At 38.8% G+C, this 22,332-nt stretch carries 16 protein-coding genes, 1 pseudogene and 1 riboswitch; of the genes and pseudogenes, 15 read left to right on the plus strand and 2 right to left on the minus strand.

What is annotated here, in order from left to right:
- The first annotated feature begins 207 nt into the window (after positions 1-207).
- The 12 genes and pseudogenes from NON16_RS24420 to NON16_RS24475 all read left to right on the plus strand — a co-directional run bounded on the left by NON16_RS24420 (position 208) and on the right by NON16_RS24475 (position 15,626).
- Positions 208-1,305, plus strand: coding sequence for an ABC transporter ATP-binding protein (locus NON16_RS24420; protein WP_257352113.1), 1,098 nt, complete (start codon positions 208-210; stop codon positions 1,303-1,305).
- Positions 1,305-2,990, plus strand: coding sequence for an ABC transporter permease (locus NON16_RS24425; RefSeq protein WP_257352115.1), 1,686 nt, complete (start codon positions 1,305-1,307; stop codon positions 2,988-2,990). Before NON16_RS24420 ends, NON16_RS24425 begins: the two co-directional genes overlap by 1 nt.
- A 180-nt stretch (positions 2,991-3,170) precedes the next feature.
- A complete protein-coding gene (argH, locus tag NON16_RS24430) occupies positions 3,171-4,577 on the plus strand; it encodes an argininosuccinate lyase (protein WP_257352116.1) in 1,407 nt (468 codons plus the stop codon).
- A 197-nt stretch (positions 4,578-4,774) separates the two neighbouring features.
- Positions 4,775-7,300, plus strand: a complete 2,526-nt coding sequence (locus NON16_RS24435) for an NEW3 domain-containing protein (RefSeq protein WP_257352118.1) — start codon at positions 4,775-4,777, stop codon at positions 7,298-7,300.
- A gap of 590 nt (positions 7,301-7,890) precedes the next feature.
- Entirely contained in the window at positions 7,891-8,850 is a 960-nt protein-coding gene (locus NON16_RS24440) for a sugar kinase (RefSeq protein WP_257352119.1), read from the plus strand.
- Between the two features lie 65 nt (positions 8,851-8,915).
- Positions 8,916-9,116, plus strand: a pseudogene (locus NON16_RS24445) (Ldh family oxidoreductase); the annotation flags it as partial.
- 8 nt (positions 9,117-9,124) lie between these two features.
- Complete coding sequence (locus NON16_RS24450; protein ID WP_257352121.1) at positions 9,125-10,144, plus strand: zinc-binding alcohol dehydrogenase family protein; 1,020 nt, start codon at positions 9,125-9,127, stop codon at positions 10,142-10,144.
- A 17-nt stretch (positions 10,145-10,161) separates the two neighbouring features.
- Entirely contained in the window at positions 10,162-10,797 is a 636-nt protein-coding gene (locus NON16_RS24455; RefSeq protein WP_257352122.1) for a bifunctional 2-keto-4-hydroxyglutarate aldolase/2-keto-3-deoxy-6-phosphogluconate aldolase, read from the plus strand.
- Entirely contained in the window at positions 10,794-11,870 is a 1,077-nt protein-coding gene (gene uxuA, locus NON16_RS24460) for a mannonate dehydratase (protein ID WP_257352123.1), read from the plus strand. Before NON16_RS24455 ends, uxuA begins: the two co-directional genes overlap by 4 nt.
- Positions 11,867-12,703: an SDR family oxidoreductase gene (locus tag NON16_RS24465; RefSeq protein WP_257352125.1), complete on the plus strand. Its 837-nt coding sequence runs from the start codon at positions 11,867-11,869 to the stop codon at positions 12,701-12,703. The genes uxuA and NON16_RS24465 overlap by 4 nt, the downstream gene beginning before the upstream one ends.
- Positions 12,704-13,108: 405 nt before the next feature.
- Positions 13,109-14,110, plus strand: a complete 1,002-nt coding sequence (locus tag NON16_RS24470; RefSeq protein ID WP_257352126.1) for a LacI family DNA-binding transcriptional regulator — start codon at positions 13,109-13,111, stop codon at positions 14,108-14,110.
- Positions 14,111-14,390: 280 nt separating this feature from the next.
- Complete coding sequence (locus NON16_RS24475) at positions 14,391-15,626, plus strand: MFS transporter (protein WP_257352128.1); 1,236 nt, start codon at positions 14,391-14,393, stop codon at positions 15,624-15,626.
- A 329-nt stretch (positions 15,627-15,955) separates the two neighbouring features.
- Here the strand turns inward: NON16_RS24475 and gltS are convergent, their stop codons facing one another.
- Both gltS and hutG read right to left on the minus strand, forming a co-directional pair.
- Positions 15,956-17,155: a sodium/glutamate symporter gene (gltS, locus tag NON16_RS24480; RefSeq protein ID WP_257352129.1), complete on the minus strand. Its 1,200-nt coding sequence runs from the start codon at positions 17,153-17,155 to the stop codon at positions 15,956-15,958.
- Positions 17,156-17,257: 102 nt separating this feature from the next.
- Entirely contained in the window at positions 17,258-18,211 is a 954-nt protein-coding gene (gene hutG / locus NON16_RS24485) for a formimidoylglutamase (RefSeq protein ID WP_257352131.1), read from the minus strand.
- 142 nt (positions 18,212-18,353) lie between these two features.
- Between hutG and NON16_RS24490 the strand changes: the two genes are divergently transcribed.
- From NON16_RS24490 to NON16_RS24500, 3 genes are all read left to right on the plus strand, one after another.
- Positions 18,354-19,250: a LysR family transcriptional regulator gene (locus tag NON16_RS24490; RefSeq protein WP_257352132.1), complete on the plus strand. Its 897-nt coding sequence runs from the start codon at positions 18,354-18,356 to the stop codon at positions 19,248-19,250.
- A 91-nt stretch (positions 19,251-19,341) separates the two neighbouring features.
- A complete protein-coding gene (locus NON16_RS24495) occupies positions 19,342-20,007 on the plus strand; it encodes a sulfite oxidase-like oxidoreductase (RefSeq protein ID WP_257352134.1) in 666 nt (221 codons plus the stop codon).
- Between the two features lie 566 nt (positions 20,008-20,573).
- Positions 20,574-20,710: riboswitch (SAM riboswitch) on the plus strand.
- A 218-nt stretch (positions 20,711-20,928) separates the two neighbouring features.
- On the plus strand, positions 20,929-22,149 hold the full coding sequence (locus NON16_RS24500; RefSeq protein WP_257352135.1) for a NupC/NupG family nucleoside CNT transporter: 1,221 nt from the start codon (positions 20,929-20,931) through the stop codon (positions 22,147-22,149).
- Positions 22,150-22,332: the final 183 nt, after the last annotated feature.

Consider the following 22,332-nt stretch of genomic DNA (forward strand, 5'->3'; position numbering starts at 1 on the left):
TAGAAGTGATGTCTAGCTCCAGCGCCCAGCCACTTGGATCACTTCAGTCCTCCTGCGGCGGCAACACACTGATTTGCATCCTGTGTATTCCCACGCAGGGCCGAACTTGTTTGGACCGAGCCTCCTCGTCGGTCTTCCAGTGACCTTCGTGGCTAAGCAGGGCGCTTGCGCTTTTCTGAACATCATTTAAAAAGGGGGTTATGGTTAATGTCATCAGTGAACTTATCTACGATCACAAAAAAATTCGGTAACGTTACAGCTGTTAAGGAACTTGATCTGCAAATTAAAGAAGGAGAGTTCTTTACATTCCTCGGTCCCAGTGGTTGCGGTAAGACAACAACTCTTAGGATGATTGCTGGATTTTATTATCCGACAGAAGGCAAAGTGAAATTTAATGACAAGGATATGACTACAGTACCACCTGAAAAACGAAATACGGGTATGGTTTTTCAAAACTATGCCCTATTTCCTCATATGACGGTTTCGGAGAATGTAGCTTTTGGATTAAAGGTTCGTAAGTTGGACAAATCTACGATCATGAAAAAAGTGAAAGACGTTTTACAAAAAGTGCGATTAGAACCGTATATTGATCGCCAAGTCAGTCAATTAAGTGGTGGACAACAGCAACGTGTCGCTTTAGCTAGAGCTCTAGTTATCGAGCCAGATATTCTATTGCTGGATGAACCACTTAGTAACCTAGATGCTAGATTACGAGATGAAATGCGGACTGAAATATTACGGTTGCAGAGGGAATATGGGATTACAACGATTTATGTTACACACGATCAAGTCGAAGCGTTGTCGATGAGTGACCGAATTGCTGTATTTAACTTTGGGGAATGTCAGCAGGTCGGCACACCAACTGAAATTTATAATCATCCGATAAACGATTTTGTAGCGGAATTCATTGGTGAAACGAACTTATTCCACGTGGAACTAGAAGAGACAGTTAATAATAATGCTCGATATCAATGTGGTGAGCTGGGAGTAGCAATTGACGTTGCACAACCAGCCGTTCTGGATGATCGAGAGGACGTTGATTTGAAAATCTCAATAAGACCTGAGGCAGTCAAGGTTAGTAATGAAAACATTGAAGGATCGAATGTTTTAAGAGGCAAAGTGAAAATTGTCCAATTTACCGGAGCTGCTGTCCATACGGTAATCGAGTTGTCGGGAGGAAATCAATTAAAAGTTACGACTCTTAACGAGGGTTCCTTTACATATTTAAAGGAGGGTGCCGATGTCGTGATGCAATTACCTCCTGATAAGATCAGAGTAGTTCCGACTTTAAGGGAGAGATCGTAATGCTAAATGCTGAAAGACGAAGAACAGTATTATTATTAATCCCGATTATCTTGATTTTGGTAGGGTACGTTGTATACCCATCGATTGAGACGACGATAGAGAGTTTTCAACGAGAAAACGCTGCCACAATACAAAACTACGTAGATTTCTTTGGAACGGATGCATCTTCAAACCTCCAAGCACTTTGGAATTCCGTTTATATTTCTTTACTGTCTGTGTTCTTTAGTGCATTGATTGGCGTGCCGCTAGCATTCATTTTTAACCGGTATGACTTTCCTGGGCGAAAGTTCTTTTCGGGTGCTGCTATTATGCCGATTGTTCTTCCTTCTTTGGTTGGTGTAATGGCCTTTATGTTTCTATATGGAGAAGCTGGACTCGTTCCTAATACGATAAAGGATCTCTTCAATCTTTCGGAGGTACCTTTCAGTATTGGAGGCGTATCAGGAATCCTTTTAGTACACGCTTATACCATGTATCCCTATTTTTACATGACCTGCTCATCGGCAATAAACAATATTGATCCATCCCTAGAAGATGCAGCCTACAACCTAGGATCCAACCGGTGGTCGGTCTTTTGGAAGGTTACCTTTCCATTGTTGACCCCAGCTTTAGTTGCAGCTTCTTTACTTGTATTTATGGTTTCAATGGCTTCATTTAGTGCACCTTTCCTTTTAGCAGGTGGATATCGTGTGTTGAGTCTACAAATCTATTTTTCCAAGATTAATGGAAATTTAGAAATGGCCGCAACGCAATCTGTCATTCTATCTGCCGTTTCGATTGCATTCTTATTGTTTATGAGATGGTTCCAAAATCGCCGTGACTATCGAATGGCGAGTAAGGGAATTGGCGCTCATCGAAGTGAAGTAAGCAATCCTATCTTAAAATGGTCGATGGTGTTTCTCGGAATTCTTGCGATGATTATTTTGTTATTGCCACACGCAACGCTATTGATTTTATCGCTCGTACCTGAGGGAACTTGGACATGGCAAATCTATCCGACCACATTCAACTTAGAGAATTATATTTTACTATTTAAAGATACCGAAATTTGGGAGCCAGTCCGGAACAGCTTGATTATGGCTTTCGTTGCCTCATTAGGATGTTTTCTGTTTGGAATAATAACCTCCTATGCGCTCGTAAAAAGAAAATTCTTCGGGAAAAATTTGCTCGATATTCTTGTGATGATTCCGTGGGCTTTACCTGCAACTGTTGTCGGAATGAATCTAATTCTTGCCTTTAATAAGCCTACACCGTTTTCATTCGGACAAATTTTAGTAGGGACATTTTGGATTTTACCGTTAGCCTACTTCATTCGGTTTATACCACTTGTTGTAAGGTCGACATCAGCTGTGTTAGAACAATTAGATGATTCGATTGAAGAAGCCGCACAAAACTTAGGTGCGAAGTGGCTTTACACGTTTAGAAAAGTAGTTCTTCCCATTATCATGCCAGGTGTTTTAAGCGGAACCTTACTTGCATTTGTTCAGGCTGTGGGGGAGTTCCCGACTTCTGTATTATTATATACACTTGGCAACCGTCCGATTTCGATTGAGATTATGAACCAATTAAGAATGTTCAATCTTGGTCAAGCAGCTGCATATGGAATGATACAGGTTGGATTAATCGCGATCGTTTTATTTATTTCGTATAAGTTTTTGGGAGTTAAGTCTGAAAATACGTTGTAAAGGTCCGGTAAAAATAGCTGTCGAATTTCTTCGTTACTCGGTCTCTCCGGTCCTCACGTATTAAATGTATACGTTCCGGTCCTCGAGACTATCGTGCCTCGAACTTCTCGGCTCTTTTTATCCTCCTGTTTGAACACAAAGTTAAATGCTCAACACAAACTTAAAAGGGAGGCGAACAGTATGAAAACGTTTAAAGAAGCGTATGAAGAGAATGATGGGACGTGTTTTCCAGGAAAGACCTTTACAAATGATTTGTTGATGCCGTTGTTTCAGGATCAGCGTGAAAACTTATTTGAGGCAATGATGATGGTGCATAACGCGCATACGATCATGCTTGAAGAACAACAACTTATCTCGAAAGAAGAAGCGAAAACGATTCTAGATGGGATTGCGCAAATTTCAAAAATGGAACGGACGACGTTAAATTATTCAACTCAGTATGAGGATTTGTTTTTCTTAGTTGAGTCTAAGATTGGACAAGTAATTGGCGATGAACTAGCAGGAAAGATGCATATTGCAAAAAGCAGAAATGATATGGGTGAAACGATGTATCGAATTGTGATCCGTGACTACCTGAGAGGCGTGATGGATGAAGTAAAGCAACTCGGTAAAGCGCTTATTAATCAGGCAGAAGATCATATTGAAACGATTATGCCTGCACATACCCATACGCAGCCCGCACAACCGACAACCTTTGGACATTATCTTGTGGCAATATCGGATAACTTGTACCGTGATTATAGTCGGTTAAATCGAGCTTACAATACTGTGAATCAGTCTCCAATGGGTGCTGTAGCAATTACGACAACAGGATTCAACATTAACCGGGAACGAGTGGCTGAACTTCTCCAGTTCGATGGAATTGTGGAGAATTCCTATGATGCGATTGGAACAGGGGATTATTTGATTGAAGCTAGTCAAGCAATTATCAGCTTAATGACGAATATGGGGCGTTGGATTCAGGAGCTTTTAAGATTAGCTTCTAAAGAAGTTGGTTTGTTAAAAGTATCGGATGCTTACGTTCAAATTAGTAGCATCATGCCACAAAAACGTAATCCAGTTTCGGTTGAACATTGCCGTGCACTTGCCAGTAGTGCAGTAGGTGAAGGACTCACAGTCATTCAAATGATTCATAACACCCCATACGGAGATATTGTTGATACAGAGGACGATTTACAACCACACTTGTATAACGGATTTAAGAAAAGTTTGCGTGTGTTGAGATTAATGAGAGCGGTTGTAACGACAATGTCTTTTAATGCAGATCGAGCTTATCAACAAGCACGAGAAAATATGATAACGATCACAGAGCTTGCCGATGTCTTAGCACGTAATTATCAGATTTCGTTTCGAAAAGCTCATCATTCTGCCAGTAATATTGCTAAGAATGCGGATCAATTGAACAAGGAGCTCTATGAACTCACTCTTGAAACTGTGAATGAATGGCTTCCTGATGTGAGGATTACAGAAGAGGACTGGAATGCAATCATCTGTCCGAGAAACTTTATAGAAATGCGTAAGGTTACGGGAGGCACATGTCCTACCGTTGTAAAAGAAATGATCAATAGAAGAAAGTCACAATGGTGATTTCTTAACAGGTAGAACGGGATTGGCATGAGAGCGGAACCGTTCTTTTTACACCTTATGGAAGAAATGCAACACAGTAAGTTTTTAGGAGGTGGGAAAGGATGGTTATCTAACAAAAACCATACTGTTCAAGGTGATTTGTTCCGGAAACGTTGTATGTCTTTCCGAAAAACCACTTTTTGAGAGGGGAAATATGAATGTTCCAAAGAAAATGGATCGTTGCCTTAAGCTTATTGATGGTACTTACTCTGTTAACACCTGCTGTCTCCAGCGGAAAAGACCTACAGGAAGAACACAACGAAGAGCTTTGGAGTGCAGTTAAACCGCTTGATACGATTACAAGTTTTCTGAATACAGGAGCACATCCAGATGATGAACGAAGCCACCTTTTAGCATACTTATCACGGGGGCTAGGCGTACAAACCGCTAGCTTAATTGCGAACAGAGGCGAAGGCGGACAAAACGAAATTGGCGGAGAACTTGGAAATGCTCTTGGAATTATCCGTTCACGTGAACTGATAGAGGCATCAAAGGTAACAGGAGTGAAGGTTTTCCATTTAAGTCAAACAACGAGCGACGAAATTTATGATTTTGGCTTTTCTAAGTCTCCTGAAGAAACGCTTCAAAAATGGGGAGAAGAGGAAACGTATGAGCGATTCATCCGACTGATTCGAACCTATAAACCAGACATTGTCATGCCATCTTTCCGAAATGTAGAATCCCAGCACGGACATCACAGAGCAATCGCCATTTTATCACAGCGAGCAATTGAAGATGCAGCGGATCCGTCTGTTTTTCCTGAGCAAATTGAAGAAGAAGGACTCGATACGTGGCAAGTCAAAAAGTTATATTTACCTGCTGAATCTGAAGAAACTGCTACAGTAGGAATTGAAGTGGGAGGATATGACCAGGTTTATGATCAAACCTACCCTCAGATTGGAGAAGAATCTCGTTACCTCCATAAAAGCCAAGGAATGGGTAATGAAGTGGAGCCGGGATCCGAAATTGTTAACCTAGAACTCGTCAAATCTGCAGTTGGAGATATCCCTGAACATGAAGAAACAATTTTTGAAGGGTTGAATTATGATTTTGCTGATTATGCAGATGATTTAACGAAGGGTGATAACAGAATTAAGCATAATTTAGAAGCGCTTCAAAAAGATTTAGAAGAAGTCATTGACGCGTATCCAAGCCATGCAGCTGTTTTAAAAGAAAGTCATGATGCATTACGCGAGCTTGAAAAAACAAAAAAACGGGTTGAACGATTTAATTTCAAAAATGTAGACAAGGACGACCTATTACATCGTTTAAACGTGAAAGAAAACCAATTAAATAATGTAAGTAAAGTAGCCTCACAATTAGAGGTAACGACTGCAGTTGATTCCCCAATCCTTACCCAGGGTATTACTTCAAGGGTGGAAGTTACATTAAAAAATAATGGTTCCGGAAAGCTGAAGGGTGTAGGAGTGCAGTTGGATCTTCCGGAGGGTTGGAAGGTTGAAGGAGAAGCTAAGTCGAAATCACTAGCTCCAGGTGAAGAAAAAACGGTAGAATTAGAGATTACGGTTCCAGAGGATGCTCCTTACTATCAGCCATATGATGAAAGCGTCTTATCAACCGCGGTAACGTATACAGTTGGCAGGCAAGAGGTTCAGTTGGATTATGATCCTGAAGAGACAATCGCTGTTCTTCCTGAGGTTGGGTTAAAAGCAGATCCAGTAGGGTTGATCGTTAACACAGCGAAAGAGCTAGAAGAATCCACTGTGGAAGTAACTGTCACGAACTATACGAATAAGGCAGTAACAACCGATGTTTCCTTAGAGCTACCAGAAGGATGGGAACCAGTTGAAAGTCAAACGGTTGAATTTATGGAAAATGAAAACCATAAAAAGGTTACGTTCAGTGTGAAACCACCTCAATCTATTGCAAAAGAAGAATTCAAAATCCAACCGGTTGCCATTGTAGATGGTAAACAAGTGAATACGACCGTACAGGAAATTTCCTACGACCATATCGGAACATTCTATTACTTGACGGAAGCTGTAATTGAAGGGGTTGCGTTTGATTTGAACTACCCTGACGATTTAAAAATTGGCTATATCGAGTCAGGGTTTGACCAGGTTGCCGATCGATTAATTAATGTGGGAATGGATGTTACGAAAATCACAACGGATGAATTGGTCAATGGTGACTTATCAAAGTATGACACGATCGTAACTGGAATCAGAGCCTACTTATCTCGAGAAGACTTATTGAGTAATAATGAACGTTTATTGCAGTATGCGGAGAATGGAGGGCACCTCGTCGTTCAATACAATAAGCCATGGGATAATTGGAATCCGGAAACAACAGCTCCTTATCCGTTAACGATTGGTCAGCCATCTATTGAGTGGCGAGTTACTGATGAGAATTCAAAGTATACGGTCTTACAACCAGAACACACTTTATTGAACTACCCGAATGACATTACCGAAAAGGATTGGGAAGACTGGGTACAAGAGAGAGGTCTATACTATCCAATGGAATGGGATAACCGCTACGAAACTCTCATAAATATGACCGACCTTGATGGAGACACATTCGACGGAGGTATCCTGTTTACAGAGTATGGTGAAGGAAGCTACGTCTATACAAATCTTGTTTGGTATCGACAAATTCAAAATCAAGTCCCAGGAGGATATCGTATCTTTTCAAACTTGATCAGCTATCCAATGGCTGAATAGGTTAAGTAGGACGATAGAACAACGTGCTTAATTGTTGCACGTTGTTTTTCGAAAAGAATTTGCAATAACATAGAGACAGTAGGGAACCGGTCTTTGGTCTCCTTACTGTCTCTTAGTGTAAATTAACTTAACTTATCTGATTACGTATCCCACTAAGACATTAGATCAGTCATTTAGTACTTTTTCTCGAAGGTTAAGGGGAATTATACTTTTAGTAAAGTTATCTGTTATTTGTGATTCTTTACACGTTAAGAAAGTATAAAATTTTGCTGCATAGATGTAATGTCCAGCTCCAACGCCCAGGTATTCGAGGTCGCTTCGATTCTTCCACAAACACAAAAAGCGTGTTGTGCTACAGAATCTCCAGCGCTTGTCATACCTGAACGGGCGTTTACGCTTTTCTTAATTAATTTTCTGATTTTTATTGATTTTGGAAAGGCTTTCATTTATACTAATTCATAAATCGATTTACAAAACCGGTTTAGTTGATTATTTTTTAATGATAAACCGATTTAGTTCATATGGTTTGGCAAATGAACAAAGTATATTAATTTAACAATTGTGAAGGATTGAAAAAAGGAGGAACTGTAATGTCGTCGAATTTTGGCGTTTTTACATTAGGTGACGCTATGATTACCTTAAACCCATCAGCAACGGGACCCTTAAGATTTGTCCCTAATTTTGAACGTAAAGTTGGAGGGGCTGAATTCAACTTTGCGATTGGCTGTTCACGGCTTGGATTGAGGTCAAAGTGGATGAGCCGTATAGGCAAGGATGAGTTTGGACGTTTTATTTATAACTTTGCCCGTGGGGAAGGGCTAGATATGGATGATGTCGCATTTGTGGAAGGTTACTCTACATCTTTGAATTTCAAGGAAATTCGAGAAGACGGTTCCGGAAAGACTTTTTATTATCGGCATCAGTCACCTATTTTAACTCTACAGCCAAATGATATTACGGAGAAGATGTTTGACCAAATTCATCTAATCCATATCACTGGAGTGTTTTTGGCTATAGACCCTGTTAAAAATGTTGAAATCATTAAACGCGTTATTGAAATCGCCCAACAAAAGGATATACCGGTTTCATTTGATCCGAATATCCGCTTGAAGCTATGGACAATAGAGGAAGCGAGATCTGTTTATTTAGAACTTTTCCCATATGTCGACATATTACTGACGGGTCTTGATGAAATACGATCGATTATCGGAACTGAATCTGAAGAAGCATTAGTAGACTTGGCAAATCGCTACAAGATTGATCAGCTTGTAATCAAGGATGGGGCAAACGGCTCAAAGGTATATCATAGTGGTGTTTGGTATGAAAAAGAAGCTTTCCCAGTTAGGGCAGTAGACACTGTTGGATCGGGAGATGGGTTTGATGCTGGATACATTTACGGATATTTACACGGTTTATCTTTAGAAGAAAGATTAAAATTTGCTAACGGTGTTGGAGCTATTGTCACCACCGTTTCAGGGGATAACGAAGGCTTGCCGTATTTGGAAGAAGTATCGTCTTTTATACAGAATAAAACTGTTATTGAAAGATAGGATGGTGATAAAAAATGTCTATCACCAGTCAATTAATCGATCTATTAATCTATTATTAGATACTGATTAATCCTTCCTTTTTCATAGATACAGATCTGTCTTGGAGCAGATGGATCGGATGATGGAAGAGCTTCACCAGGTTCCGCCAGCTCAAGGGTATGATCGCGTATATGTACCGGGTGAGATCGAGCAACTGCATGAAGAAAGAAAACCTAGAACAAGGTATCACGATTGCGTCAAATGTGTATGAATTCTTAAAAAAGTAGGTGGAGAAATGAAAGCGGTTCAAGTACGAAAAGCACATGAACTTGTTGTTCAAGAAGTAGAAAAACCTCAGATTTCAAACTCTACAGATGTTCTTGTAAAAGTAAAAAGAGTCGGGATTTGCGGATCAGATATGCATATATACCATGGAACAAATCCTCTTGCCACGTTGCCGCGGGTTGTTGGGCATGAAGTAGCAGGAGAAGTTGTGGAAATAGGTCCGGATGTTACTGGGGTCCAAGTGGGGGATCATGTTGTTGTTGAACCCATCAGTTATTGCGGAGAGTGTTATGCCTGCCGTAAAGGTCGCCAAAATGTGTGCGAATCTCTGTCTGTTTTTGGTGTACATGAAGATGGCGGGATGAGGGAATGGTTTGTGCTTCCCGAAAAGCAGGTTCATGTTGTAGGTTCAGCTTTAGCTTGGGAAGAAATAGTATTAGCGGAACCCTATACAATTGGGGCACAAGCCGTTTGGAGAGGTGAAGTAGAGCAAGGAGACTCCGTGCTTATACAAGGGGCAGGACCTATTGGGGTTTGTATATTAAAGATGGCCAAGCTTCAAGGTGCATCCGTTATGATCACAGATTTAAGTGAGGAGCGCTTGGCTTTTGCTAAAGAAAATGGAGCTGATGTCACGGTTCAAGCTGGTAGAGAAGATGTTCGCCAACGTGTACATGAATGGACAAATGGCGAAGGTGCGAACGTAGTCATTGATGCCGTATGTTTACCGATGACTTTTGAAATGTCTTTTGATGTAGTCTCTGTTGCAGGTCGGATTGTCGTGCTTGGTTTTGATGAACAGACTGCAGCTGTCTCCCAGCTCCCGATCACTAAAAAGGAAGTGACTGTAAAAGGGTCTAGATTGCAAACGAACCAGTTTCCAAAAGTAGTTACATTGCTGAATGAAGGAAAGCTTCATCATAATGGGTTAATTACACATACATTTTCCCTTGATGACGTCCAAGAGGCATTTAATTTCGTTGAAAGTCACCCAGAACAGGTTCGGAAAGCGATCATCGTATTTGACTAAGGAAGGAGGTGCAATTAATGGATAAACATTCGATTATTCACCAATTAATGGAGACGAAGGTTGTAGCTGTTATTCGCGGACAAAATGGGAAGGAAGCCGCACAACTCTCTAGAGCAGCTGTGGAAGGTGGTATTCGGTCAATCGAATTGACTTATACCACACCAGAAATTGAAAATGCTTTTAAAGAGTTGCAAAATACGGATGCACTCTTAGGAGCAGGGTCTGTATTGGATTCAGAAACAGCACGTCATGCCATTCTAGCTGGTGCTAAATTTATTGTGAGTCCTTATTTTGTCGAAAGTGTTGCTACACTTTGTAATCGATACGGTATTCCATATATGCCAGGATGCATGACAATTCGAGAAATGGCCATGGCTCTTGAAACAGGGTGTGATGTGCTGAAATTATTTCCGGCAAACCATTTCGATCCCTCGTTCATCAAGTCCGTAAACGGTCCGCTCCCCAATGTCCGGATCATGCCAACAGGTGGAATTAATTTGGACAACATGAAGGAATGGCTGAATGCGGGTGCGGTGGCAATTGGAATTGGAAGTGACTTGAATAAAGCTTACAAAAACGGTGGTTATGAAGCTGTAGTTGAATTAAGTCGAAAATATATGCAGAAAGTGAAGAATAATGGAGGTGTGTCATGAATATTACCTTTAGATGGTATGGGAGAGACAATGATACCGTTGCATTGGAGCAGGTCAAACAAATCCCTGGAGTTGAGGGAATTGTCTGGGCATTGCACCAAAAGCCAGTCGGTGAGGTATGGGAAAAGGAAGAAATTAAAGAAGAAATCGAGTATATCCAATCATTCGGTTTTCACACAGATGTTGTTGAAAGTGTAAATGTTCATGAATCAATTAAATTGGGTAATGAAGATCGTATGATGTATATACAGAACTACAAAGAGACGATCCGGAACCTTGCAGAAGCTGGGGTAAAAGTGATTTGTTATAATTTTATGCCGATATTTGATTGGACCCGTACTGAAATGTTTCATCCTTTGGAAGATGGCTCAACTGCTTTATTTTACGAAAAAGGAAAAGTTGATAATTTAGATCCTCAGGAGCTGATTAATACGGTAGCAACATCTTCAGACCTAACGTTGCCTGGTTGGGAACCAGAAAAGATGGAGCACATTTCTGAATTATTTGAAGCCTATAAAAAAGTAGATGAAGAACAACTATGGGCCAATTTGGAAGTTTTCCTTAAGGAAATATTACCTGTAGCAGAGGAATGCGATGTTAAAATGGCTATCCATCCGGATGATCCACCTTGGTCTATTTTCGACTTGCCGCGTATAATCACTGGAGAAGCAAGTTACGAAAAACTAATCGCCATTTCGGATTCACCATCGAATGCGTTTACGATGTGTACAGGTTCAATGGGCGCGAATCCTGAAAATGATATGGTTCATGTAGCTAAGAAGTATGCTTACCGTGCGCCTTTCTCCCATATCCGTAATGTGAAAATTTCTGAAAACGGTGACTTTGTGGAAACCTCTCATTATACACAAGATGGTTCCATTAATGTGCAGGGTGTTGTGGAAGAATTAAATAAGCAAAATTATACTGGCTATGTAAGACCGGACCATGGTCGTCACATTTGGGGAGAGGTTTGTCGGCCAGGTTACGGATTGTATGACCGAGCTTTAGGAATTATGTATTTACTTGGATTGTGGGATGCGTATAAAACATGTAAAGCAGGTGATGAGAAATGATCCCAATTCACGAAAATTTAACAGGTAGAGTTGCAGTAATCACGGGTGGCAGTGGTGTGTTGTGTTCTAAAATGGCGAGAGAATTAGCCCGCCATGGGGTTAAAATAGCAATTTTGAACAGAACGGCTGAAAAAGGGCAACAAGTGGCTGATACCATTAGCCGATCAGGCGGAACAGCCATTTCTATTGCAGCAGACGTTTTGGATAGAAGCTCCTTAATGAATGCAAGAGAGAAAATTATTGAAACGTTTGGACGCGTGGACCTATTAATTAATGGAGCTGGAGGTAATCACCCCGATGCGATTACAGCCCCGGAGAAATATGGGGAAGGGGTAGAAGGAAATTCATTTTTCGATTTAGATGAAAATGGATTTTCCCAAGTTTTTTCCAGTAACTTTACAGGTACATTTTTGGCTAGCCAGGTTTTCGGGAAAACATTATTACAAGCAGAAGCACCTGCTATATTGAATGTTTCTTCTATGAGTTCATATGCACCAATGACTAAAGTACCAGCTTACAGTGCCGCTAAAGCCTCGATTAATAATTTTACAATGTGGATGGCAGTTCATTTTGCTGAAGCGGGTTTGCGTGTAAATGCCATTGCACCAGGATTCTTTTTAACGAAGCAAAATCGAGACTTGTTGCTAAATGAAGATGGTAGTCTTACGGCACGATCCAATAAAATCATTACCGCAACACCGATGAAGCGCTTTGGACAACCTGAAGATCTACTAGGGACGATGCTTTGGCTCGCTGATGAATCCTATTCGGGTTTTGTTACAGGTATTACGGTACCAGTTGATGGTGGTTTCATGGCCTATTCAGGAGTATAAGGTGAAAGGTTAAAATATTCTTGGGGACTTTAATCATCAGCGGTGCAATATCCGTACTGAAAAGAATATTCATTCTAGTAAAGAGAAACAGTTTGATGGTTAAATAGCAAAACAAGATTACTTATAAGTGCGTGTTCAAAAAGGAGGACAAAAAGAGCCGAGAAGTTCGAGGCGTGAAAATCTCGAGGACCAGAACGTATGCTATTAATACGTGAGGACCGGAGAAATCGAACAACGAAGAAATTCGACAGCTATTTTTACCGGACTTTTTGAACAACCTCTTATAAACAGTAATTGTAAAGCAATACCTAATAGAATAGAATATTCCTTAGGTGTATGCTACCCGTTGTTTTGCAATGGTACGATCATACATCGGATTCACTACTCAAGACAGGAATGAATGATATGAAAAATATTACAATTGCTGATGTCGCCAAACATGCTAATATATCGAAAAGCACGGTATCCCAATACCTGAACAAGCGATATGAGTACATGAGTGAAAAAACACGTAAAAAAATTGAAGAAACGATTAAAGAATTGAACTACGAGCCTAATATTATAGCACGTAGCTTAAAACAGAAATCTACTTTTACTGTTGGAGTAGTGGTTGCCAATATTCTTCACACGTTTTCAACACAAATCATCCGTGCAATAGAAAACTACTTTTATCAACAAGGTTTTCATATAATTGTTTGTAATGCAGATGACGAACCCAAGAAGGAAAAGAAATATATAGAAATGCTACGGGCAAAACAAGTAGATGGAATCATCATCTTTCCTACGGGAGGTAATCTTGATTTATACAAACGGATGAAACGTGACCGGTTTCCCATTGTGTTCATGGACCGGACAATCAAAGACCTTGATATCGCAACAGTAATGCTTGATAACCAACTTGCAGCTCAATTGGCTATTGATCATTTTGTCGAAAAAGGTTATAAGAATATTGCAATCGTTACCACTTCCATCATTCGAAGTATTAGTCCCCGTGTTGAACGGATTCGAGGTTACAAAGATACACTCGAGTCTTATGGGATACAAATCAAAACAGATTATATTAAAACCGCCGATTTAAAAAAAATTTCAGCAGAACTTTCGGAATTGTTTGATTTAAAAAAACCGCCTGATGCAATATTAGCTGGAAATGATATCGTGCTAAATGAGGTTTTGCGATATATGAAAAAATATGATTTAAAAATTCCAGAGGATGCTGCGATTATAGGAATCGATGAAGTCCCATTTGCGAATTTCTATACACCAACAATAACAACTGTCAAACAGCCAACGATAGAGATGGCAAATCGAGCAGCAGAATTATTACTCAGTCAAATCAATAAGGCTGGAGAAATAGACACAAGCGTGCATCGCTTTAAACCAACCTTGCTTCCAAGGAGCTCTGGCTAAATTGCAAGAAGAAAAGCCAATCGCTTTTTTTCTTGCAATTTACTAAAACGATTTACCTTAGTAGAAAGGTTCATATATTGGGTCCATCTTAAAAATGAGGAAAGTTTAAAATTGGTTTTTTTTAACACGTTAAGAAAGTATAAAAATACTTTCTATAGTATAAGCGCAACTAAGGCTCAGCCCGCGCCAAAGGCTTGGTTTTGTCAAGTTTTCTATATAGAATGAAAGCGTTTTCCGATAGAACTCATACACATATTTTACAATCTATGGAGGGTTATTTATGTTTTCACAAGGTAGAGGAATAGTGATCTTTTTCTTGTTCTTAGCAGGTGTAATAAACTATTTAGACCGTTCTGCACTATCCATTGCAGCTCCGTTCATTCAAGATGATTTATCATTAACAGCAACTGAGATGGGAATAATTTTTAGTAGTTTTTCTGTCGGATATGCTATATTCAACTTTCTTGGAGGGATGGCATCCGATAAATATGGTGCAAAGCTGACGCTATTCGTTGCTATGATCGTTTGGTCATTATTCAGTGGTGCACTTGTACTTGCTGTTGGGTTTGTTAGTATGATTGTCATTCGTATTTTATTTGGGATGGGTGAAGGACCACTCTCGGCAACGATAAGTAAAATGGTGAATAACTGGTTTCCACCGAATCAACGTGCATCTGTCATCGGTTTAACGAATAGTGGTACGCCACTTGGTGGTGCCATTTCAGGACCAATTGTTGGTTTTATTGCAATCGCATATGGATGGGAAGCTTCATTTATTGCGATCATGGTAATCGGTATTATTTGGGCTCTTTGTTGGTGGAAATTTGTTAAAGAAAAACCAGCAGCATCATCTGAAAAAGTTAAAGTGGAAAAATCAAATGTAGCAACAGAAGGAAAGTTTAAATTAACCTTTTATTTAAAACAAAAAACAGTACTATTTACAGCATTTGCTTTCTTTGCTTATAACTATATTTTATTCTTCTTCCTAACATGGTTTCCAAGCTATTTGGTAGATGCACGCGGCCTAAGTGTAGAAGACATGAGTATCATCACAGTGATACCGTGGGTCTTAGGGTTTATCGGTCTTGCTATAGGAGGATTTGTTTCGGACTTCATCTTTAAAAAATTCGCCAAAAAAGGTGTTTTGTTCTCACGTAAACTTGTACTTGTAGTATGTTTGTTTACATCAGCTGTTTGTATCGGCCTAGCTGGTGTAGTAACAACAACAGTCAGTGCGGTTACACTGGTTGCACTTTCTGTGTTCTTCTTATATCTGACAGGTGCTATTTACTGGGCCATTATTAATGATGTTGTAGACCAAAATAATGTTGGATCAGTTGGTGGATTCATGCACTTTTTGGCTAATACAGCTGGGATTATCGGTCCAACATTAACAGGTTATATTGTGGATACAACAGGAACATACACAGCAGCTTTCTTACTAGCAGGTGGATTAGCTGTATTTGCATCGCTTGCAGCTATCTTCTTTATACGACCGATTATAAAATCTGCTTAACAAATTGCTGCATCTAAATAAATGGGGTATGGAAAAGCTAGAGTAGCACAATAATTCTTGTGCCTCTAGCTTTTTTCACACGTTAAGTATTAAGCAAAAGAAATTTCACTTCGACAATTGGTTGAGAAAATCCTAAGTAATAAGCCTTTTTGGGGTAAGGATTTGAATAAGTTAACTGGCCTTGTAAGTGCTTTATGCCATCATTTACATGAAATGCTTAGTAAATAGTGAACTAACAAATAATATAATCTCTTGATCAACCAAAAAAGAGCTGTGTTAACAGCCCTTTTTTGGTTAATCTTTAATATGCTTGCTTTCTTTATTGATGTTTAACTAAACATATTTATACTCGTAATAATAATTGGCATTGCAAATACATCGATTAAAAATGCTCCAACTATCGGTACAATTAAAAACGCTTTTCTAGATGGACCAAATTTATTCACTATTGCATCCATGTTAGCGATAGCATTAGGTGTTGCCCCAAGTCCATGGCCAGTAAATCCACCTACCATTACAGCTGCATCATAATTTTTACCAAGCATTCTGAACAGAACAAAAATCCCAAATAAAGCGATAAATACTACTTGTACCAAGATAATAATGAATAGAGGAAGGGCTAGATTTGCAACTTCCCATAATTTAATACTCATTAGTGCCATAGATAAAAATATTCCTAAGGTTATATCGCCAATAATACTAATGCTTTTCATTTGTATTACTTTCCTATCAAATCGATCGATAATATTTCTTGCTATTACAGCTACAAACATAGCACTGACATAACTCGGTAATGCAAATCCTGTAAGATTGGTGAATAAATCCCCTAAATAGGAACCTAAGGCCATACATAAGGTAATTATAAATACTTGAATCATGAAAGTTTTAGAATTCAAAGAAGAAGTGGTAACTTGATCACCTACATCAGGTGTATGATCATCCGTGTCCGTTTCAGTTGGTTTTAAGTTATATTTATTAATTAGATATTTTACAATTGGTCCTCCGATAAGGCCACCTGCCACGAGCCCGACAGTAGCAGCAGCTAAACCAATGGATAATGCAGAGTCTACTCCCATTTTCTCTATTGTAGTTCCAAATGCTGTAGCAGCACCATGTCCACCTTCCATAGAAGTTGCACCTACCATTACACCTATCAATGGATCTAAGTTTAATATCTTTGCAAAGGAAATCCCAATTGCACTTTGAACAAGTGCTAGAAACCCACATGAAATCCAGTATATTACAAGTAATTTTCCACCTAACTTAATTAACCTAAAGCTCGCCCCAAGTCCAACCGTTGTAAAAAATGTCAACATAAATAGTCCTTGTAAAGAAGTGTCTAGGCTTATATTTAGTATGTTCAAACCTTTTAATATTGTAGCTATAATTGCAAATAAAAGTCCGCCAACAACTGGAGCTGGTATGCAAAAGCGATCTAAAATTCGTATTCTTTTATTTAAATAGGTACCGACCATGAACACGGCTACTGCTAAAAATATGGTAGTTAGTTGATTGATTTCTAAAGTCATATTATACCTCCTTTTTTACACGTTAAGTATAAAAATACTTTCTATAGTATAAGTGCAACTAAGGCTCAGCCGGCGCCAATGGCTGGCTTTGCCAAGTTTTCTTTAACTTTGTTTTCCCCTAAAGTCTTTCATAACTTCTGCTATTAAATACGCTGCCAACCTTGTCGTTTTATTATTTTCATCTACTAGAGGATTGACCTCTGAGATATCAAAGCTCAGAATATTATCTTTTGAAACGATGTAGCGTAATAAATTTCTCACTACTTTTTGTTCTAATCCAAACGGTGACGGAGCACTGACTCCAGGAGCAGCGGAAGAAGTTATAGAATCTGTACATAACGTCAACATAATATAGTCATACCTGTTGGAATATTCATCAATAACTTGGAATGTCTCCTTATATTTATCAGAGGATATATTTTCTTCTAGAATATATTTACAACCATATTTATCTGCTTTCTCAAATAAGGCTTTCGTGTTGCCAAACTCCTGCACACCTAAACATAAATATCCAGCTTTAGCATCGTTTTCAAGGATCTGACTAAACATTGTTCCAGATGAGGGGATTTCATCATCTCTCATGTCGAAATGTGCATCAATATTAATAATACCTAAGGATGCTTCCTGTCCTATAAATTCCCTTATCCCTAAATAATGTCCGTATAATGTTTCATGGCCACCTCCAAGAATAATTGGTGTACTGGCCTTATTAAGTAGCTTGTTAATATGAAAGCCAAGCTCCTTTTGCGCAATTTCTAACTCTCTATTTTTACAAACAACATTTCCTACGTCCACTGTTTCTTTTCCACTAATGTTATAAGGGAGTTTTGATAAAAACTTCCTAATCTCATTTGGAGCTGAAGCAGCACCTAATCTACCTTTGTTCCGTCTTACTCCTTCATCACATTCAAAGCCAATAATACTAAAAACGCTTTCATTTTCCGTGAATTTATCGATATCACTTAATTTAACAACTTGGTGAAAACGGTAACTGTTTACATCATCTTCACTGTCAACTCTTCCACTCCAAAAACGTTTATCTGGTAATTTATACATTATGAACACCTCAACTGTTATATAATTTATAAATTCTGAAAATTAATCGCTTTAATATTATTGTAATATAAGATGATATATAATTGCTAATACATATATTTTATGTTTATATAGTTTTAGACTATAAATAGGAGATTAAAAAATGGAATTCCGTCATTTACGATATTTTATAACTGTTGTTGAACAATCCACATTCACTACTGCTGCATCGATCTTGCATATCTCCCAACCATCATTGAGCACTTCAATTAAAAACTTAGAAAAGGAACTTGGGTTAATTTTAATAGATAGGAGTACACGGGAATCACGTATCACGAAGGAAGGAAAGGTTTTATATCTTGAGGCGAAGAAATTAATCAATCATTATGAGCATGTTGTTGGTGAAATGAAAAGGTTAAAACAACAAGGACCGTCAGAACTTTCAATAGGGCTAATAGAATCCTCAAAATTTTGGGTCCCTAAAATTCTTGCAAATTTTAAACAGGAATATAAAGATGTACGTATTAGATTATTGGAAGTTTTAGGACTCCAAGAGGTGGAACGGGCTTTAAATAACTTTGATACCCATCTTGCCATAACAAATCAATATATTGATAATAAAGAAATAGAAACGATACCGATTTATGACGAAAAATTGGTTGCTCTGCTTCCACCTATGCATCCTTTAAAAAATAAAAGCTACATAAACATAAATGATTTGGAAGGAGAGGCTTTTATTGTTTGTAAAGAAGGATTTCAAACTCGTGAGGATATTTTAAACGCTTTTCGGAAATCAGGAATTAAGCCTAATGTTCAATTTGAGCTTGAGAGATTTGAAACAGCTTGCAGTTTGGTAGAAGACGGTTTAGGAATTACTGTAGTACCAGAAAACTATGTAAAGTACTCAAAGAAATCAGCCTTTCATATTAAACAAATACATGATTCGAATATCTCACGAACGGTATATTTAGCGTATGATAAAAATAGATATTTGCCACCATTAGTGCTTAGTTTTATAGCGTTAGTTAAAGATTTTTTTGATGATAAGCCTGATCATTGAGGGAAAAATAATTATATTTATCAGTGTGAATCAAATCTGTGATATTCTACAAGGATAGGGTAAACAAGATATAATGGAGGGTGAATGACCCGTGCATAAGAAAATTAAGCAAATTAAAAAGTCAAAAGTTGTACCTGTTGACCCTGCTTTAGTGGACCGTGTTCCACCAGGTCAAATCGTGACGGAACGTTTTCCGATTTTGCATGAAGGGGAAGTACCCAAATACGAGTTAGAACAGTGGTCTTTAAAGGTATTTGGAGAGGTTAATGAAGAAAAGATCTTTACTCATGAAGATATAATGGAAATGCCTCAGAACAAAGTGGTTAATGATATTCATTGTGTTACACGTTGGTCGAAATTGGATAATGAATGGGAAGGCGTATTATTTCAGGATTTGTTAAGTTATTTAGATGTAAAACCTGAAGCAAAGCATGTCATGATTTATGGAGATTATGATTATGATGCTAATATCCCGTTATCCGAGTTGCAAAGAGACGGCATCATTCTGGCACATAAGCATGGTGGAGAGGATTTAACTGCAAAGCACGGTTGGCCACTCCGACTGGTTGTCCCGCAACTGTATTTTTGGAAGAGTGTGAAATGGATTCGAGCGATTGAATTTATGAAAGAAGACCGTCATGGCTACTGGGAGGTAAGAGGTTTCCACAACGAAGCAGAGCCTTTTAAGGAACAGCGTTTTTCTGGAGAAGATCTTGAGATACCAGAAGACGAGTGGGAGAAAAAAGAATACGATTAACGGGTTGATCCAAACATTGGGTCAGCTTTTTTTTATACACGTTAGGAAAGTATAAAAATATTTGGAATAAATCGAAGGAACGTCAACTTAACGATGTAAAGTTCATCCGATGCAACCAATTTAGGTGTTAAACTCAAATAACGTTTGAGTTGAGATGCCTTTTTGCGGGATAAATATGCATTTACTTCCGCCCTAAATATTAATTCGGCCGCGAAATCCAATATATCGGTCGCGGATTGAATTATTTCGGCCACGCAATCTGTTATTTCGGTCACAGATTGAATTATATCGGTCACGAATAGTAAAATGTCCCGAGTCCACTTTCCCCCTCGATGAAAAAATTTAAACTCCTAATCTAATGTACAACAAAAAGAACGGATCTCCACACGATGGCAGATCCGTTCTTTCTGAGATTGTTACAGGTGTGAAGCAAGAATCAGACCCTATTTTGTGCTTTTATCGCCTCTAGGGGGTGAAATTTGTATAATTATGTAGTTGACAAGTCGGACGTTGTTCGTCATAATTTCTACCAGGATATTTAAATATTCAATAAATTCATATGATTGATCCTATCAAGAGCAGGTGGAGGGACGAGCCCGATGAAACCCGGCAACCACTTGGCATTCAATAAGGTCGACTCGAAGTCGTTTAATTGAGTGCTAGGAAAGGTGCTAATTCTCGCAGTGTAGCTGGAAGATAGGAGGAGGAATCAAATTACTATTTACCTCTTCCTATTTGGAAGAGTTTTTTTAATTTTTGGGAGAGGATGATTCAGTTGGATAAAGTTATTGCTACATACTTCGGGATAACCAAAACGAAAATCTGAAATAGAAAAGCAAAGCAATTTCACATGAATTGACTATTTTTATTCATCAGCTATTTTTTCTCAATAAAACAAACAAACGAGGTTAGGAGTTTGACATGGATATACTTAATGTATTATGGGGACTTTTAGGTGTGGTCGTTATTTTGGGGATCGGCTTTCTGTTCTCCAACAATAAGAAGAAGATCAAATTGCGCCCAATAGTAGGCGGTTTAGTCATTCAGATCCTGTTTGCTTTTATCGTTTTGGAATCAGAAATAGGAAAACAGGTGTTCAATATCTTTGCAGATTTTGCAAATGCCATTATAGGTTATGGGGAAAAAGGAATTGAATTTTTGTTCGGGGGGCTGTATACAGAAGAATCAAACATTACTTTTGTTGTTGCTTTTAATGTGTTGCCGCAGATCATTTTCTTTGCTTCCCTCATTTCTATCCTATACTATCTGGGAATTATTCAAGTCGTAATTAAGTATCTTGGAGGTGGAATGGCAAAATTATTTGGCACGAGTAAAGAGGAGTCTACATCAGCGGCAGCAAATATTTTTGTTGGACATACGGAAGCTCCTCTTGTGATTCGCCCATTCCTTTCAAAGATGACAAATTCAGAATTGTTCGCCGTGATGACTGGCGGATTGGCCTCTGTAGCAGGCACAATGTTAGCAGCATATGCATCACTGGGAATCCCTATGGACTATTTGTTGGCAGCGATGTTTATGGCTGCTCCTTCAGGATTGGTTATGGCAAAACTGTTCCACCCTGAAACGGAAACGCTGACTTCCAACACAGAGATAGAGTTTGATAAAAGTGAGAATGAAAATTTAATCGATGTTGCGGCTGAAGGAGCAACCAACGGTGTAAAACTTGCAATAAGGGTTGGTGCCATATTAATTACGTTTGTTGCATTGATCGCTTTGGTTAACGGATTTATAGGGTATGTTGGTGGTTGGTTTGGCCTCGAGCTTTCTTTAGAAAAAATCTTTGGGTTTTTATTGGCGCCGTTAGCATTTGCGATTGGTGTACCTTGGTCGGAGGCTGGCCTAGTCGGTTCCTTCATTGGTCAGAAAATCGTTTTGACAGAGTTTCTTGCCTATATTGACTTTTCGAATTATATGGACACGTTATCGGAAAAAACAATCGCCATTGTCAGCTTCGCATTGTGCGGTTTTGCCAACTTCTCTTCAATGGGATCTTTAATAGGGGTAGTCGGCGGCATAGCACCGAACCGTAAAAAGATGATTTCAAAATTAGCGTTTCGTTCTGTGATTGCCGGAGCGCTTGCCTCGTTATTGAATGCTTCCATTGCTGGTATGTTTTTTTAACACGTTAAGAAAGCATTCCTGTAATAAAGCAAAATGAGGTTTGTACAAAAAAAGTCCCCTTGGTATGATACGAGGTGTCCGGAAAGCTAATCAGCGATAAAACGGACCCTTAACTAAAACCAAGGAGGACATACATGAATTATAAACAAAATCAAAAAATCTTACAACTGACAGAACAAACCG

It is taken from the genome of Pseudalkalibacillus decolorationis, from assembly GCF_024609785.1.
Taxonomy (GTDB): Bacteria; Bacillota; Bacilli; order Bacillales; family Fictibacillaceae; genus Pseudalkalibacillus; species Pseudalkalibacillus decolorationis.

Coding starts and splice junctions, on each gene's coding strand:
- NON16_RS24420 (WP_257352113.1), top strand. CDS start 208: ATGTCATCAGTGAACTTATCTACGATCACAAAAAAATTCGGTAACGTT.
- NON16_RS24425 (WP_257352115.1), top strand. CDS start 1,305: ATGCTAAATGCTGAAAGACGAAGAACAGTATTATTATTAATCCCGATT.
- argH (WP_257352116.1), top strand. CDS start 3,171: ATGAAAACGTTTAAAGAAGCGTATGAAGAGAATGATGGGACGTGTTTT.
- NON16_RS24435 (WP_257352118.1), top strand. CDS start 4,775: ATGTTCCAAAGAAAATGGATCGTTGCCTTAAGCTTATTGATGGTACTT.
- NON16_RS24440 (WP_257352119.1), top strand. CDS start 7,891: ATGTCGTCGAATTTTGGCGTTTTTACATTAGGTGACGCTATGATTACC.
- NON16_RS24450 (WP_257352121.1), top strand. CDS start 9,125: ATGAAAGCGGTTCAAGTACGAAAAGCACATGAACTTGTTGTTCAAGAA.
- NON16_RS24455 (WP_257352122.1), top strand. CDS start 10,162: ATGGATAAACATTCGATTATTCACCAATTAATGGAGACGAAGGTTGTA.
- uxuA (WP_257352123.1), top strand. CDS start 10,794: ATGAATATTACCTTTAGATGGTATGGGAGAGACAATGATACCGTTGCA.
- NON16_RS24465 (WP_257352125.1), top strand. CDS start 11,867: ATGATCCCAATTCACGAAAATTTAACAGGTAGAGTTGCAGTAATCACG.
- NON16_RS24470 (WP_257352126.1), top strand. CDS start 13,109: ATGAAAAATATTACAATTGCTGATGTCGCCAAACATGCTAATATATCG.
- NON16_RS24475 (WP_257352128.1), top strand. CDS start 14,391: ATGTTTTCACAAGGTAGAGGAATAGTGATCTTTTTCTTGTTCTTAGCA.
- gltS (WP_257352129.1), bottom strand. CDS start 17,155: ATGACTTTAGAAATCAATCAACTAACTACCATATTTTTAGCAGTAGCC.
- hutG (WP_257352131.1), bottom strand. CDS start 18,211: ATGTATAAATTACCAGATAAACGTTTTTGGAGTGGAAGAGTTGACAGT.
- NON16_RS24490 (WP_257352132.1), top strand. CDS start 18,354: ATGGAATTCCGTCATTTACGATATTTTATAACTGTTGTTGAACAATCC.
- NON16_RS24500 (WP_257352135.1), top strand. CDS start 20,929: ATGGATATACTTAATGTATTATGGGGACTTTTAGGTGTGGTCGTTATT.